16 protein-coding genes are annotated in these 15,097 nt (G+C 72.8%); 5 read left to right on the forward strand and 11 right to left on the reverse strand.

Annotation, left to right across the window (positions count from 1 at the left end; genetic code table 11):
• Positions 1-127 precede the first annotated feature (127 nt).
• Together Aut01nite_RS28260 and Aut01nite_RS28265 are read left to right on the forward strand one after the other, a co-directional pair.
• A complete protein-coding gene (locus Aut01nite_RS28260; protein ID WP_043524035.1) occupies positions 128-796 on the forward strand; it encodes an esterase/lipase family protein in 669 nt (222 codons plus the stop codon).
• A gap of 117 nt (positions 797-913) precedes the next feature.
• Positions 914-1,342, forward strand: a complete 429-nt coding sequence (locus Aut01nite_RS28265; protein ID WP_043524037.1) for a PPOX class F420-dependent oxidoreductase — start codon at positions 914-916, stop codon at positions 1,340-1,342.
• Positions 1,343-1,370: 28 nt separating this feature from the next.
• On the opposite strand, the gene Aut01nite_RS28270 is transcribed toward Aut01nite_RS28265, so the two are convergent.
• From Aut01nite_RS28270 to Aut01nite_RS28295, 6 genes are all read right to left on the reverse strand, one after another.
• Positions 1,371-1,541, reverse strand: coding sequence for an SDR family oxidoreductase (locus Aut01nite_RS28270; RefSeq protein ID WP_161790603.1), 171 nt, complete (start codon positions 1,539-1,541; stop codon positions 1,371-1,373).
• Between the two features lie 288 nt (positions 1,542-1,829).
• Positions 1,830-2,966: a hypothetical protein gene (locus tag Aut01nite_RS28275; RefSeq protein ID WP_052163496.1), complete on the reverse strand. Its 1,137-nt coding sequence runs from the start codon at positions 2,964-2,966 to the stop codon at positions 1,830-1,832.
• Between the two features lie 305 nt (positions 2,967-3,271).
• Entirely contained in the window at positions 3,272-3,601 is a 330-nt protein-coding gene (locus tag Aut01nite_RS28280; RefSeq protein WP_152628605.1) for a hypothetical protein, read from the reverse strand.
• Positions 3,602-3,616: 15 nt separating this feature from the next.
• A complete protein-coding gene (locus Aut01nite_RS28285) occupies positions 3,617-4,258 on the reverse strand; it encodes a nucleotidyl transferase AbiEii/AbiGii toxin family protein (protein WP_043524041.1) in 642 nt (213 codons plus the stop codon).
• On the reverse strand, positions 4,255-4,593 hold the full coding sequence (locus tag Aut01nite_RS28290; protein ID WP_043524042.1) for a hypothetical protein: 339 nt from the start codon (positions 4,591-4,593) through the stop codon (positions 4,255-4,257). Before Aut01nite_RS28290 ends, Aut01nite_RS28285 begins: the two co-directional genes overlap by 4 nt.
• 71 nt (positions 4,594-4,664) lie before the next feature.
• Positions 4,665-4,991 carry a hypothetical protein gene (locus Aut01nite_RS28295; RefSeq protein ID WP_152628606.1) on the reverse strand — a complete coding sequence of 109 codons (327 nt, stop codon included), beginning with the start codon at positions 4,989-4,991 and terminating at the stop codon, positions 4,665-4,667.
• Positions 4,992-5,047: 56 nt separating this feature from the next.
• On the opposite strand from Aut01nite_RS28295, the gene Aut01nite_RS28300 reads away from it, so the two are divergent.
• Entirely contained in the window at positions 5,048-5,389 is a 342-nt protein-coding gene (locus Aut01nite_RS28300; RefSeq protein WP_043524044.1) for a hypothetical protein, read from the forward strand.
• Between the two features lie 47 nt (positions 5,390-5,436).
• Here the strand turns inward: Aut01nite_RS28300 and Aut01nite_RS28305 are convergent, their stop codons facing one another.
• Complete coding sequence (locus Aut01nite_RS28305; protein WP_043524045.1) at positions 5,437-6,195, reverse strand: SDR family oxidoreductase; 759 nt, start codon at positions 6,193-6,195, stop codon at positions 5,437-5,439.
• 104 nt (positions 6,196-6,299) lie between these two features.
• On the opposite strand from Aut01nite_RS28305, the gene Aut01nite_RS28310 reads away from it, so the two are divergent.
• Both Aut01nite_RS28310 and Aut01nite_RS28315 read left to right on the forward strand, forming a co-directional pair.
• The gene (locus tag Aut01nite_RS28310) at positions 6,300-7,145 is read left to right on the forward strand and encodes a helix-turn-helix domain-containing protein (protein WP_201775477.1); all 846 of its coding nucleotides are present in this window, start codon (positions 6,300-6,302) and stop codon (positions 7,143-7,145) included.
• A gap of 67 nt (positions 7,146-7,212) precedes the next feature.
• Complete coding sequence (locus tag Aut01nite_RS28315) at positions 7,213-7,674, forward strand: nuclear transport factor 2 family protein (protein ID WP_201775478.1); 462 nt, start codon at positions 7,213-7,215, stop codon at positions 7,672-7,674.
• A 12-nt stretch (positions 7,675-7,686) separates the two neighbouring features.
• Here Aut01nite_RS28315 and Aut01nite_RS28320 read toward each other — a convergent pair whose 3' ends face one another.
• The 4 genes from Aut01nite_RS28320 to Aut01nite_RS28335 form a co-directional block, all read right to left on the reverse strand.
• Positions 7,687-7,938: a hypothetical protein gene (locus Aut01nite_RS28320; RefSeq protein ID WP_052163497.1), complete on the reverse strand. Its 252-nt coding sequence runs from the start codon at positions 7,936-7,938 to the stop codon at positions 7,687-7,689.
• A gap of 313 nt (positions 7,939-8,251) precedes the next feature.
• Positions 8,252-8,833: a pentapeptide repeat-containing protein gene (locus Aut01nite_RS28325; protein ID WP_043524049.1), complete on the reverse strand. Its 582-nt coding sequence runs from the start codon at positions 8,831-8,833 to the stop codon at positions 8,252-8,254.
• Positions 8,830-9,837, reverse strand: a complete 1,008-nt coding sequence (locus Aut01nite_RS28330; RefSeq protein ID WP_043524050.1) for an aldo/keto reductase — start codon at positions 9,835-9,837, stop codon at positions 8,830-8,832. Before Aut01nite_RS28330 ends, Aut01nite_RS28325 begins: the two co-directional genes overlap by 4 nt.
• Before the next feature lie 59 nt (positions 9,838-9,896).
• Positions 9,897-15,062 (reverse strand): HEAT repeat domain-containing protein, encoded by a 5,166-nt coding sequence (locus Aut01nite_RS28335; RefSeq protein WP_052163498.1) that lies wholly within the window; start codon positions 15,060-15,062, stop codon positions 9,897-9,899.
• Positions 15,063-15,097 lie beyond the last annotated feature (35 nt).

Genomic DNA, 15,097 nt, shown 5'->3' on the forward strand with positions numbered 1-15,097 from the left:
AACGCTATCCGACCGGTCCCGGCCTCGCGCCGGAACACCGGGCGCATCGACACCGGCGATTTCACGGATGTGTGGGGGATGTTTCGGCGCCGACGATGCAGGGACCCCGCGATCCCCTGGAGGTTCCATGCGCCGTCGACTCCTCGTCCTCCTCACCGCGGTGCTGACCGTGCTCGCCCTGAGCCCGGCCCTGCCGGCCGCGGCGGCGCCCAGCACCCCGGTGATCTTCGTGCACGGTTACACCGGCAGCGCCTCGAACTGGACGACCGCGATGTCGGTGTTCCGGGCCGGTGGATATTCGAGCAGCCGGCTCTTCGCGTACGAGTACGACTCCTACGGCGACAACATCACCAACGCGCAGGGTCTGGCCTCCTACGTCAGCCAGGTTCGGGCGCGCACCGGCGCCGCCCAGGTGGACATCGTGAACCACTCGATGGGCGGCCTGGTCAGCCAGTGGTACCTCAAGCAGTTGGGCGGCGCGCAGTACGTCCGGCACCTGGCGTCGATCGCCGGCGCGAACCACGGGACCACGGCCGCCGGAGCCTGCCTGATCTACGTCACGTGCCAGCAGATGTATCCCGGCTCGTCGTTCATCGCCACGATCAGCGCCGGTGACGAGACGCCGGGCGGCACGAGGTACGGAACCTGGTACTCGCCGTGCGACGGGGTCATCCTCCCGTACACCAGCACGATCCTCAGCGGCGCGACCAACAACCATGTGGCCTGCGAGACCCACCTCGGGTTCCTGGCCGACACCGTCACCCTGACCCGGATCCGATCCTTCCTCGCCACCTGATCCGTGACCGGTCCCGGGCCGGCGCCGCGTTCCCGCGACGGGTGCGCGGCGCCGGCCCGGGTTCGCTCGATCGGATGGTCGCCGTCGTCCGTGTCGGACTTCGGGCAGAATGATCCGATGGCTACGGCGATGAGCGACACCGAGGTCCGCGCGTTCCTCACGGCGGGCACCCGGACCGGAAAACTGGCGACGGTACGAGCGGACGGGTCCCCGCACGTGGTGCCGATCTGGTTCGTGCTCGACGGCGACGACCTGGTCTTCAACACCGGCGCCGACACCGTCAAGGGCCGCGCGCTGGCCCGGGACGGCCGGGCCGTGGTGTGCGCCGACCAGGAGACCGCGCCGTACGCCTACGTCACCGTCCGTGGCACCGCCACCCTGAGCACCGACCTCGCCGAGATGCGCACCTGGGCCACGAAGATCGCCGGCCGTTACATGGGCCCCGAGCGGGCCGACGAGTACGGCGCCCGCAACGCCGTCGAGGGCGAGCTGCTGGTCCGCCTCAGGATGGAGAAGGTCACCGGCTTCACCGGCGTCGCCGACTGAGCCGGGCGGCGTAACCGGTTCCCGGCTGTCAGAGTCCGGCGACCATGCGTTCGAGGGCGCCGGGCGCGATCCGCAGCATCGCCGGCATCAGTCTGGTCCGGCCCGGCAGCGCCATCGGCCGGCGTTGCCGAAGTGCTGTGAGCGTTGCCGCCGCGACCTCGGCCGGTGGCAGTTTCGGGCCGGTGGCGGCGGCGTTCATCGGGGTGTCCGTGGTCGGGGGAGGTTCCTCCGGTGATCAGAACTACCTGCCGTCGACGACGGCGACCTGCCGGCCGGCGCCGATCCCGCCCTGCTCGCCCGATATCTCATGACCGTGGCCAACGGGATCGCCGTCCAGGCCGCCGGCGGAGCCGGCCGGGAGGAACTACAGCTGGTGGCCGACATGGCACTACAGGCGTGGCCCCCGGTAGGCCCCTGACCGCGGCACGTCCAACGTGCCCCGATCGTGCCCATCGGCTCGCCGGCCGGCTCAGGCCGCTGTCGAGCGTCAGGCCGCGCCGGCCTCGGGCAGGGTCCGGGTGTCCACTCCGGCCCGCCGGTTCATCGCCGCGTACAGGCGGTGCCGGTGAGCCAGCGACGGCGCGGCCGGGCGCGGATCGCGGATCCTCCGGCGGCCCAGCCTCTCCCACGAGCGTTCCGGGCAGTCGCCGCGCCGGCTGCGGAAATCGGTGTACGGCACCGGAGTCAGCTCCAGTGAGAGCCACGCGTCCGTGGTCAGCACCCGGTGCCATTCAGCGAGGGTGAGCCGCAGCTGCTGCTCGGGCCGCGCCGGTTCGCCGGCGGTCGTGACGGTCAGGACGGTCGCGTGGCCGGCGGCCCGGTCCCACACGACGACCGGCCGGTCCTTGTGGTTGCCGTCCTCGTCGACGATCACCGCGTTCCAGACCTCGCCCGGTTCCGGCGGCCAGCTCGCGATGCCCGGCGGCAACGGCCAGGACGGTGGGCCCCGGCGCAGCCACTTCCGCAGCCGCAGGCCGCCGAGCAGCAGCGCGAACACTCCGGCCGCGGCGATCGCGCCGATCAGCAGGGTCTCGGCGAGCCGCCAGAGGCCGGGAGCCCGCAGGTCGAACGGCCCGTGCAGCCACGCCCCGGCGACGGCGATCGCGAGCAGGATCGTGCCGTCGCGGAGCAGCAGCACCGGCCAGTAGCCGGTGTCGACCACCCGCCAGCAGGCCAGGAAGCCGGCGGTCGCGATCAGCGAGACGAGCCAGATCCGCGGAAGCTGCGAGCGCAGGGGTACGTCCGGGGCCGCGGCCGCCCGGGTCGCACCGGCCACGATCAGCAGCAGCAGCGCGGCCCGCCCGGCGATCCACAGGTGCCACGGCTTCCACCAGGGCGGGCTGATCCGCCGGACCAGTGCGAACGCCACCAGCGGCGCCGGGACCAGAATGGCCGCGGCCAGCGCCCAGTCGCCGAACAGCTCGACCCGGTCCGGCTCGGCCAGCAGCGCCGCCGGTTCCGGCAGCGGCAGCGATCCGATCAGGACGGTGAGCGGCGCGCCCAGGCCCGCCCACCCGTACCGGCGGGGCCTGCGGAACTTCTGATGCACGAAGAACCGGTTCCCCGGCCCGGACGTGACCAGCGCCATCAGCAGGACCGATCCGAGCACCACGACCCGCAGCATGCGTTCCCCCGTCGTTCGATCGACGGTCGATGCTGCTGGCGGCGTGACGGTGTCCGTCGCACAGCCGGTCCGGGCCGTACCCCCATCGAGGCAGTCCGCCACCTCCGGTGTGTGTATCGGAGCCGAACTCGGCACACCGCAATGGACGGGACTTTGCTGTCGGCGGCTCGGATGCTCCGTGTGGGGCCGCTTCGGCCCGGAGGCCGCGAGGAAGACCGTGCGGGTACGCCTGCCGCGCGCCGACTCATGGGAACGGCCATGGTTCTGCGGGACGGGGTGGCCCGTACCAGATGGGGGTCTCGGTCTCAATCGATCGGCGGGCCCAGCCGCAGGATGCGCCGCGCACGCCGGCGGTCCAGCCACCGCGGCTCGGGGGCGTCGACCGGGTCGCCGGCGCTCGCCATCTCGATCACCAGGGTCAGCCAGAAGCCGATGGCGCTGAGGATGTTGCGCAGCCGGCCGGGTTCGGGAGCGCCGACCGGCAGGACCGTTTCCGCCCACCGCCAGGCCACCCACGCCACCTCCGGGTCAGGATGCCGGCGGCGGGAACGGCTCAGCGACACGACCTCCTTGCGGGTGGCGGCGGGAAGCTGCCACCACTGTCGCAACAGGGCGAGGCGGGTCTCGTTGTTCATGGCGAGCATTGTGCTTCATGCCCGCGGCCAGCCGGCCAGGCGGGCGCGGAGAACGTCGATGGCTTGCCGGTCCAGGCCGTAGAGCAGGAACCTCGCATCGTCGAGGCGGTCCAGGTAGCGGCCGGCGTCGGCGATGTCCTCCGGGTCGAGCGCCGGATCGGCGGCGTGCGCGAGTTCGAGGACCCGGTCCAGCGGATAGCGCTCCAGGGCGGCGGCGACGTCGATGTAGTCGCGGACCTCGCGCCGGTTGACCAGTGCGGCGACCTTCGTGGCGACCAGATCGTCCAGGTGCATGACCGGACCGAAATCCATCACCACCGGGGCGCGGTGCCGGTCCAGGCGGCACAGGGTCAGGCGCAGCGCCCGGTGTTCGCCGGCGACCAGGAACTCCTGGATGTCGGCGTCCATCCCCTCGAACAGCTCGTCACCCTCCTCACGGACCACCCGGTACCCGGCGGCGGTCAGCGCGGAGGTCACCTCCCCGGCCGCGGCGGCCACCCCACCGGCGGTGTCGGTGAACAGGTCCAGGTCCTCGGTCGGGCGCGACACCAGGCCGTTGACCAGCCAGGCCACCCCGCCACCGAGCACGAAGCCGTGCTTGTCGGCGACGGCCAGAGCGATCCGGGCGATGTCGCGGTAGAAATCGTCGACGCTCACCCGGCGCGTTTCCGCAGGCGGGGGTGACGGGCCTCCCAGGCGGCGCGGACACCGCGGGGCAGGTTGAGCTCCGGCCAGACGCGGGCCAGGACGGCGCCGTTCAGGTAGGCCCGGAGCTCCTCGGCGCGGATCGCCTCGCGCAGCACGTTCTCATACATCCACAGCAGCATCGTGTGCTGGCTCAGATCGAAGGCGCACTGCGGCTGCCACCACAGGCGCAACGGCAGCTCGACCAGGCCGGTGGTGGGGCCGCGCAGCTCGCCCAGGGTGCCCGCCACGACCACGGGCCGGTGCGGCCGGGCGAGGTGGGTGACGGGGGCGGTGCTCACGGTCATGTCATCAGCCTAAACCGACACACCGTACCGAAGGCAAACGCCTAGAGTCCTAGGCCGGTCCAGCGGGTGTGTCAGGTGAGGTAGCAGGCGGAACGGCACATCGGGCAGAAAGCGTGCTTCGCCGTCGAAGTCACCTCGAAACCGCACCGGCGGCAGCTGCCGATACGGGTCAGGCCCTCCTCCGAGGCCGGATCGTCGCCGGGCCAGGCCACCACCTCCATCGTCAGCCCCGGCACCTCGGCGTTGGCGGTGACGGCGGCGAGCACCAGCGCGGTCCGGCTGCCGGGAAACCCCTCGTCGCGTTCCGGCAGCACCCGCCCCAGCACGTCCAGCAGCACCGGCATCGGCAGGGCCCGCAGCTCGGCGGCGAGCCGTTCCGGGACGGCGTCATCGGTCATGCCCGGCACGGTATCGATGCTCATCGTGCTGGGGGAAGCCCGCTACCGTAGCGATCATGACGGAGACCCCCGCGCAGCGGCGCTACCGTGACGACGCCCGACTGCTGGCCGGGATCGGCGAGCAGGTGGCCGCCCAGACCGGGCCGGTCACCGTGCGCCTGCCGCAGGAGGTCGCCGAGGCGGCCGTCCGGGCCTGGCAGCGCGACGAGACCGACCCGCCGGGGCCGGAGTCCGGAGAGCAGGCGTACGTGCGGGCCTTCGCGGCGTCGCTCGCCCTCATCGGCCTGGCGATCGACGAGGCGGACGGCGACGTCGTGGTGACCCTGGACCCGGCCCGGGCGGCCGCGGCGGTGTTCGCCCACGAGTGCGCCACCGACGGCCTGCTCGATCGCTCCTGAGCGAGGTCCGCCGCGAAGGCTTCGCGGCGGACCTCCGGCGCGGGAGGTCAGGCCTGGGGCGTAGGAAGCACGATCAGCTGCCGCAGGTTGACGTGGCGCGGCCGGGACACGGTGTACGCGACCAGATCGGCCACGTCGCGCGCGCTCAGGGCCGGCAGCGCCTGGTACATCTCACCCACCCGCCCGTGGATGTCCGGATTGTCGATGTGCCCGCTCAGTTCGGTGTCGGTGAGGCCGGGCTCGATGTTGGTGACCCGGACCATCTCCGCGCCGAGCTCCGGGCGCAGCGCCGTGGACAGCTGGGTCACCCCGGCCTTCGTCGCCGCGTAGACGGCGAAGGCCGGGAACGGGACGTGCGCGGCGATGGAGGAGACGTTCACCAGGTCAGCGGGCCGGCCCTCGGCGGCGGCGGCACGCAACCCCGGCAGGAACTCCCGGATGATGCGGAGCGTACCCGTCAGATTGGTGTCGATCATGCGGGTCCACTCGTCTTCACGGCCGTCGCCGATCGGGTTCGGCAGCATCACCCCGGCCGCGTTGACGACCAGGTCCGCGGGGCCGAACGCGGCGGTGACCCGGTCGGCGGCGGAGCGTACCGAAGCCGGATCGGTGATGTCCACCGGAACCGCCAGCGCCACGCCCCCGGCTGCCTCGATCTTCGCGGCGACGTCGTCGAGGCGATCCCGGCGGCGCGACAACAGGGCGACCCGGGCGCCGGCGGCGGCGAGGAGTTCGGCGGTGGCGGCGCCGATGCCACTGGCCGCCCCGGTGATGACGGCGGTGCGGTTCTGCAGTTCGTAGGTCATGCCGATCAGCGTCGCCGGATTCGCGATGGTCAGGCAGAGGCCTGTCGGTACCTGGGTCTGACAGAACCAGGATGCGGATTCCGGCGGGGGGCAGAATGGCGGGCATGACTGCGTCGGAGACCGACATCGGAACGTTCCTGCGGGCCCGGCGGGCCGCCATCCGGCCGGAGCAGGTGGGTCTGCCCGCGCTGGGCCGGCGGCGGGTGCCCGGTCTGCGCCGCGAGGAACTGGCGCAACTCGCCGGAGTCAGCCCCGACTACTACATCCGCCTGGAACAGGGCCGCAGCCGTAACGTGTCGGACGCGGTGCTGCACTCCGTCGCCCGAGTCCTCGGCCTCGACCGGACCGAGATGGAGCACCTGCACAACCTGGCTCGTCCCCGCGCCACCGGATGCGCGCTGCGGCGGGTCCGTCCCGGAGTGCAGGCGCTGCTGGACATGATGGAGACGGTGCCGGCGTTCGTGCTCGGCCGGCGCCTCGACGTGCTGGCCTGGAACGCGCTCGGTGACGCCGTCAACGGGTTCAGCTCCTGGCCGGCCGCCCGCCGCAACATCATCCAGCAGGTCTTCTTCGACCCGGCGGCGCGGACGTTGTACCCACAGTGGGAGACGGTGGCCGCCGAGTCCGTCGCGCACCTGCAACTCGACGCGGGACGGCATCCCGGCGACCCGTTGCTGGCCGCCATGGTCGGCGAGCTGACGATCGGCAGCCCCGAGTTCGCGCGGATGTGGGCGGCCCAGCGGGTGCGGGAGAAGTCCTCCGGGGTCAAGGTGCTGCACCACCCGCTGGTCGGCGAGATGGAGTTCGGGTACGAGACCCTCGCCGTGGCCGGTGAGCCCGACCAGGCGCTGGTGACCTACACCGCCGCGCCGGGCAGCCCGGCCCACGAAGCGTTGCGCCTGCTGTCCAGCTGGAACGCCCCGGCCCCCATCCGCACGACCACCCCGTGACGCTGTCGTCCCATGGCGGGCCGGCCCCTGCGTGGTGCGACGGGGGTCGATGGCGCAAGATTCTCTGATGCGTTTCAAGATCATTATTGCGGGCCTCGCCGTCGGGACTCTCGGGGCCGGTTGCGGCGCGGCCGATGACGCCACGGGTCCGGCAGCCGTACCGCCGTCGGTGACAGGGCCGTCGAGCAGCGCTCCGCAGCCGTCCGCGCCGGCGACGTCGGCGAGTTCCGGGGACGAGCTCAGGATTGCGGTGCAGGCCTACAGCGATGCCTTCCTCACCGGGGACGCGAAGACGGCGTACGGATTGCTGTCCGAGCGGTGCCGCAAGCGGATGTCCCCGGCGGAGTTCACCGGCATCGTCGAAGCGGCCGGGAAGATGTACGGCAGCGCCCTCCCGCTGGCGACCTACTCCGCCAAGGTGTCCGACGACCTGGCCCGCGTCACCTACACCTACGCGATCAAGGCGATCAACCAGGAGGCCGAGCCCTGGACCCGCGAGGACGGACGCTGGCACCAGGACGACTGCTGACCCCGGGCACCGTCACTGCTCGTATGTGGCGAAGGGGTGGTCGAAAGAAGTGGGGCAGCGAAGGACGTACAGGTCCCAGCCGCGTCCGATCTGAATCTGTGGGGGATTGCCGAAGCCGCCCGCGGGCTCCTCGACCGGCCGCCAGCTGTCGTGGTTGTACCACTCACCGGACGCCACGGTGAGCAGCGGGACCATCGTGACCCCGCATTCCGCGCAGTCGGCCGTCTCTCGCCCACTGACCGGGAAGGCCGCGTGACCACCCACTTTCCATCCCACCGTGAGCGACAGATCGTCTGCGTAGTCGGCCCCGTCCGGCTCCCATGCCTCGATCCGTTCGCTCAGGTCGGCTCCGGGAAGATCGACGTGACATCGAGCGGCCGGGGTGGCGTGGTGCGGGTCATCGGCGACCGTCAGCCTTCCCAGTCGAGCTGGTGGTCGGGGACGCCGGCGGCGTGCCCTCCTGGTCGAGGCGGTAGACGCGGGTGAGCCGGACACCCGGCGGGGCGAACACGGCGCCGGGGCGGAGACCGTCGCCGATCAGCGTTCCGGTGGCGGGCAGGGGTGGGTCCTTCCGGAGTCAGGCGTCGCGGATCTGCAGGCCCAGGGACATCGCGAGGACGACGGCCTGGTCGGCGGTGATCACGGCGTCGCGCAGCTCGATGCTTCGCGGGTCGAAGGCGTGCAGGTCGGTGCCGCGCAGGTCGCAGCCGGTGAAGTCGGCGCCGGTGAGCTGGGCGGCGGACAGGTCCAGGCCGCGCATCGTGCCGTTGCGGCAGCGGACCCCGGTCAGGTCGGCCTCACGCATGCGCACCCCGGTGAAGGTGGCGCTGCCCAGGTCGGCCCGGGTCAGCGTGACGAACGACCAGTCACCACCGTCGACCGTGGTCAGGTCGAAGGAGCAGCCCTCGAAACCGCTGCCCACCGCCTTGCAGTCGGTGAGCGTGGCGTCGAAGAGGTTGCAGTTGACGAAACGGCAGTTCAGATAGGCCACGTCGACCTGCCGAGAGCAGTTGAACCGGGCGTCGCGGAAGACGCACCCGGAGAACTCGACGCCCTCCAGGTCGGTCTCGCACAGGTCGAGCCCGGAGAACTGCACCTCCTCGTGCCGGCGCAGCTTTCCCGCGCCGGCGTCCCAGTCACGGGTGGTGAGCGTCTTCACGCCGGGCGCCGTGGGGAACGGGCCAGGTACGGATGCGGGTACGGCGCCTGCTGCTCCCCGGCGGCGGTCAGCTGTTCCAGGTGCTTGTCGCCGAGGGCCCAGCCGGTGGCGCCGAGGTTGTCGGTGAGCTGGTCGACGGTCCGGGCGCCGACGATCGGGGCGGTCACCCCGGGCCGCTGCAGCAGCCACCGCAACGCCACCTGCGCCGGGGTCCGGCCGGTCTCGTCGGCGACGGCGATCAGCGTGTCGGTGACCGTCCAGGTCCGCTCGTCGACGCTGTTCTCCCAGTTGCCCAGCCACGGCTGCTGGTCGCCGTCCCACCGGGTGCCGGCCGGCGCCGCCGTCATGCCCCGCCGGTACTTGCCGGTCAGCCAGCCGCCGCGCATCGGCGACCACGGGATGATGCCGACCCCCTCGTTGCGGCACACGGGCACCAGCTCGTGCTCGATGTCCCGGTCGATCAGGTTGTAGAGCGGCTGCGCCGCCACGAACGGCTCCCACCCGCGGAACCGGGCGACGTCCACCGACTTCTGCAGCTGCCACGCGGCGTAGTTGCTGACCCCGAGATAGCGGACCAGACCGGTACGGACCAGCTGGTCCAGCGTCGACAGGGTCTCCTCGATCGGCGTCGACTCGTCGAAACAGTGCAGCTGGTACAGGTCGATGTAGTCGGTGCCGAGCCGCCGCAGGCTGTCGTGCACCGCCGCGATCAGATGCTTGCGTGACGCCCCGTGATCGTTCGCCGCGTCGCCGGTGCCCCAGAACCCCTTCGTGGCCACCACCAGGGCGTCGCGCCGCCGCGACGGCAGCCAGCGGCCGATGATCTCCTCGGAGGCGCCGCCCCCGTACACGTCGGCGGTGTCGATGAAGTCACCCCCGGCCTCCACGTAGGCGTCGAGGATGGCGTGGGACGCCGCCTCGTCCGCCTCCTTGCCGAAGGTCATCGTCCCGAGGCAGAGCTCGCTCACCCGGAGCCCACTGTTCCCGACATACCGGTATTCCATGAATCCGATCTTTGCAGTGGAACCGGGCCGCTGCCACCACGACGCGGTTCCGGAACACCTCACCCTTGCGTACGCTCGGTGATCCGGTCCAGGACGCCGGTGTAGTGGTGACGCCGGTCCGGGCGGGCGTGCCGGGCCGCGGACGTGAGAGCCGGAACAGCCGGCGGACCGATCCGGATCAGAGCGTCGGCGGCACTCCGGCGGACCGTGGGACCGCGGTGGGTGAGCAGCCGGACGAGGGCCGGGACCGCGGGCCGGTAACCGGCGTAACCGAGGGCACGGACCGCCGACCGGACCAGTCCGGCATCCGCATCGTCCAGCAACAGCATGGTCTGTTCCAGGTAGGTGGCGTGGTCCAGGACCTTGCGGCCGATCCGGTGGGCGTGCAGGCGCAGCCGCTTCTCCGGCCGTCGCAGCAGTTCGGCCAGCAGCGTCGTGAGGTCGAGGCCGTCGGCGCGGCCGTCCTCGTGCGCTTCCGCGAGGCGGGTGAGCGCCTGCCGGGCCTGCTCGGTGTGACCGGTACGGATCAGATTGATCAGGTTTTCGCTGGACGGTCCGGCATCGTCCGCTGGTTGAGGGCGTTCACGGAGCGCGGCGATCGCGGCGGCGTCGTCGTGAACGGCCGCCGGATCGCGCAGCGGCCCGTCCACGAACGTGAGCCGTTCACCGTGCCCGGCGGCTCTGCACCGCCGATCGATCCGTTCCAGGGCCGGGGTACGCAGCAGCGGCAGATCCGTGATCAGGTCGAGGAAGCCCCAGCCCCCGGCATCGAGACGGTCCTGCAGGAGGGCGGCGACCGTGTCGGCGTGCCCGGGATGACGCCGTACCGCCTGTTCCACCGCCGTCCGTGTGGCCGGCCCGCCGTGCTCCCACCATCGGATCAGCATCGGGAGCAGGCGGTGCATCCCGTCGGCGTCCAGGTACAGCGCCAGCCGGGCCGCCCGCTCGCGTACGCCGTCGCCCTCGAGATCCTCCTCGTCGAAGCCGGTCAGCGTCTCGGCGAGCCCGGCAGTGACCGCAACGTCGGCCCGCCCGTGCAGGTACGCGCTCAGCACCGCCCGCCGGATCTCCGGCTCCGGCCAGTCCCGCAACGCTGTGGCGGCCGCGTCACGGCGGTCGGCGGCGGGCGCGCCGAGCCGGGCGAGCAGGCGTTCGCGTTGCGCGGCCGAGCGGGGCTGGTCCAGGTCTCCGTCCTTCGGGGTACGGGGTACCGGCGCCGGCTGCCGGGTCTCCTCGGCGATGGTCCACGGTGGCGCGCCGACCGGCTGGAGAGCCTCCATCCAGTCCAGCATCGCGGCGCGGACGTCACCGTCAGCCGCCGGAAACGCCCCGATGAGCGCGTCGATGCGCTCCCTCGACGAGATCGCCTGGTCGTCGTGGGCCCGGAACGCGGCAAGGCCCCGGGGCGTGCGGACGGCGTCGTGCAGCGCCAGCCGCCACACCTCGGCATCGGCGAGACCGGGCGTCGGGCCGACAGCCGTGCGGGATGTGACCGCGGAGGGGGTGGCGGCGTCGAGACCGGGGATCAGAGGGACCGCCGTGCGGGATGTGACCGCGGAGGGGGTGGCGCCGTCGAGACCGGGCGTCAGGGCGACGGCCGTGCGGGATGGGGTGGCGGCGAGGGCGGCCGCGGGGGAGGGGGCGAAGGCTTCGCGGAGGACGGCGGTCTCGGCGGTCCACGGGTCGGGGCCCAGCCGGGCCGCATCGATGGCCTGCTCCACGTCGGCGCGGGTGAGGACGGCGCCGCACCGCCGCAGCAGCGGCAGCGTGGATCGGCGGCCGGCCGCCGTCGCCGGTGCCGTGCGGATGCGGGAGACGATGCCGAGCGCGCGGGCGGCATCCAGGACCGGCGCGACCGCTTCGAGCACGGCGAGGAGGTCGTCGCGGTCCGTACCGGACGCGACTGCCAGCCCCTCGGCGACGGTCTCGGCGGCCCCTGCGATCGTGCTGATCTCCGAGTCCGTCCACGGGGCCGGGCAGATCCGCAGCGCCCATCCCAGGGCGGCCGGCTCGGCCTCGGCCAGGCGCAGCCAGCCGGCGAGCATCGGCCGCAGCCGTTCGCGCTGCTCCCGGCCCAGATCCTCGGGCCGGCGCGACACCAGACGCCGGGCGGTCACCTCGTCCCAGCCGTCGAGGGTCAGGGTGTCGACGTCGTCGTCGATCGGCCCGCGGCCGGCCGGGACGGGGATGCCGAGGACGGTCAGCTCCTCCACGGTTCCGGAGCTGAGCCCGATCCGGCCGTCGACGACCATGCCGAGCAGCAGCGACGCGACCGGCGAACCCTGCCGGGCGAGGGCGCCGACGGCCCGGGTCGACAAAGACCGGGAAAGGGCGCCGAGCAACATCTCCCGGGTACGGTCGTCGCGAGCCTGTTCGGCCGCCGCGAGGACGGTGGCGGCGTAGGCGTCGCCGAGGATCGCGCGGAGTGCCCCGATGAGAGCGACCCGCAGTCCCGGATTGTCGTGGTGGCCGAGCCAGAACAGCAACGCGGGCACCGCCGCCGGGCCGCCCGCGACGGCCAGCACTTCGGCGGCGGTCTTCTTGACGTTCATGGCCGGGTGCTCGAGAGCGGCCGCGATCACCGGGGCGGCCCAGTGGGCGCGGATCTCGCCGAGCGCCAGGAGAGCCTGCCGGGCGGTCGGGGCGTCACGGGCGGCGGCCAGCACGATCAGGCTCGCCGACAGCGCGTGCGCGCCGTCGCCGGCGGGGTCTGCGGCCAGCAGGGCGATGACGTGTTTACGGACGTGCCGGTCCCGGTGGCGCAGCAACCGGTGAACCCGGGCGCGGGTTCCCCGATACGGCGCCCGGCGCAGCAGGTCCAGGAGCACGGCCTGCTCACCGCTGGACCGGCCGGGCCGGTCCAGCAGATCCAGAGCGATGGTCGCGACGAGCGCGTCACCGGCCTCGTCCGGGCCGGCCGCTTCACGCAGGCAGTACGGCCGCAGACTGCCGCGCTCGTGAAGACGACGGCCCAGCCCACGCAGCGCGGTGACGACCTCATCGGGCACTACGGGCTCAGCGGCCGGCCGAACCTCCCCGGAAACCATGCCGGACGGCTTCGAGCCGGAGGCCATGGTGCGGGTGAGGGCCGAGCCTGAGGCGGCGGTGCGGGAGGACGCCGACTGGGAGGCGACGGTGCCGGAGGACGCCGGCTGGGAGGCCGCGGTGCGAGTGAGCGCCGAGTCTGAGGCGACGGTGCGGGAGAGGACCGAGTCGGAGGCCACCGTGCCGGACAGTGCCGCGAGATCGGCCACGAGACGCAGCAGGATGTCGGTGATGGCCGGGAGGGTGGAGCCGTCGCCGTTGCGGGCCAGCCCGATCAGCGTCCGCACCGGATCGTCCGGGTCGGCTGCGGCGCTCAACAGGGCCAGTTCGCGGGGATCGGCGGCGCCGAGGTCGGCCCGGATCCGGGCCGGAAGATCACGAGGGTTCAGGCGGGCCAGGATCGTCTGACGCCGGCCGGGTTCGTCACTGAGATGCCACAGCAGCTCCAGCGCCCGGCCCCGAACCGCCCGCAGATGGACGGCGATCACACCGTCGCTGGTCTGGCTCGTGCCGATCCTGTCGGGCAGGGCGGCGACGGCATCGTTGTTCGTCTGGGTCATGCCGATCCTGTCGGGCACGGCGGCCAGGGCATCATTGTTCGTCTGGGCCATGCCGAGCCCGTCGGACAGGGCGGCCACGGTCGGCGCACCGCCGATGGCTTCGAGCGCGGTCAACGACGCCGAGGGTGCTCGGGGCAGCATGTCGAGGACCGCTGTCTCGGCCGGGAGGTGCCGCAACGCGACGATCGCGGTCAGGAACGGCTCCGGATCCGCTGCCACCGGCAGGACGGCGGTGATGGCGTCACCGATCGGCAGATCGTCACCGCCCTGCCGGGCCAGACCGGTCAGCAGCGCGAGTCGCCGGGGCCATCGGGGATCATCGGGTCCCGCGGTCACCAGCGCGTCGAAAGCCGCCCGCCGGCACGTGTAAAGGATGGTGGCCACCTCGTCCGCGGCGATGGTGTGGTCGGCGAGTGCCATTTCCACGATCGCCGCCGCGTCGCCGTCGCCCGGGAACACCCCGCGCCGGTGCATCGCCCGCAGGCATGCCGTCACCGGCCCACCGAACAGCAGCGGGTCCGCCCCGGCGTATCCGGTGATCTCCGGAAGAGCATCCCGCCCGGCCAGTTCACCGAGCGCCCGCAGCGCCTCCTGCCGCGACCGTGGCGGCATCGCCTCATCGGCGATCACGTCCCGCAGCAGGTCGTCGTGGCCGTGCCGGGCCGCGACGAGGACAGCGGCCTCGATCACGGCGGGATCCGGGACCGGCGATCCGGCGGTGAGTAGCGGACGGATGCGCTGGGCCGGCTGCGGGGCGAGCGCCGCCCACGGCTCGGCGAGTTCCCGCAGCACGGCGACGATCACTTCGTCGCTCGTGGCCCCGAACAGCCCACTCCGGCGCGCTGCGGCTCGCGTCGAGCCCGGCTGCTCTCCGTGGTGTTCCGGTGCCCGCGGGCCGGTGTTGGGGATGTCGGCGTGTGCTGGAGGCAGCAGGCGGGCGATGTGGGCACGGGCCTGTGCCGGGGACAGCAAGCCGGTGTGCAGCGCCTCGCGGGCCACTCGCAGTGCCGCGCCGTGCAGCACCGGGTCGGGGGCAGCGGCCAGTTCGCGCAGCAGGTCGTCGGGCTGGGCGGCGTCGGCGGCGGTCAGCCCGGCCACCGCCTGGTATAGCGGTTCCCCTACCGGTTCGTCCCGGATCACCGACGGCCGGTCGAGGATCTCCGCCCGCAGCCAGGCGACCCGCACCGGAGCCGGCAGCCCGGCGTCCCGCCAGGAGGGCCAAGCGGGCGGGGACGGCGAGGAGGGCGAGGACGGCGAGGAAGGCGGGGACGGCGAGGAGGCCGAGGACGGCGAGGACGGCGAGGAGGGTGAGGAAGGTGAGGAGGGCCGGTCGATGTGCGCCCCGAGCCGCTGGTACAGCCCCGCGAGCAGCAGTGCCGTCTCCGGTGGCCCGTCCACGGTGCGGGGGAGCAGCCCGGCGTACTGGGACCCGCCGGTCCGGTTGCGCCCGAGGAACTCCCGCAGACGATCGAGGCCGAGGTGCCGCAGCCGCGGGTCGTCGTGGCGGACGAGCAGCCGCATCACCTCCGGGCTGCATTCGTCCACGCCGAGGTGGGCGGTGAGCCAGCCGAGGTCGCCGCGCCGGATCGCGTCTCGTACCGGCTCGCGTACCGCTGTCATGCCGCCCGATGGTAGTGACGGCCGTCAGCCACGCC

This window comes from Actinoplanes utahensis, from assembly GCF_016862455.1.
GTDB classification, from domain to species: domain Bacteria; phylum Actinomycetota; class Actinomycetes; order Mycobacteriales; family Micromonosporaceae; genus Actinoplanes; species Actinoplanes utahensis.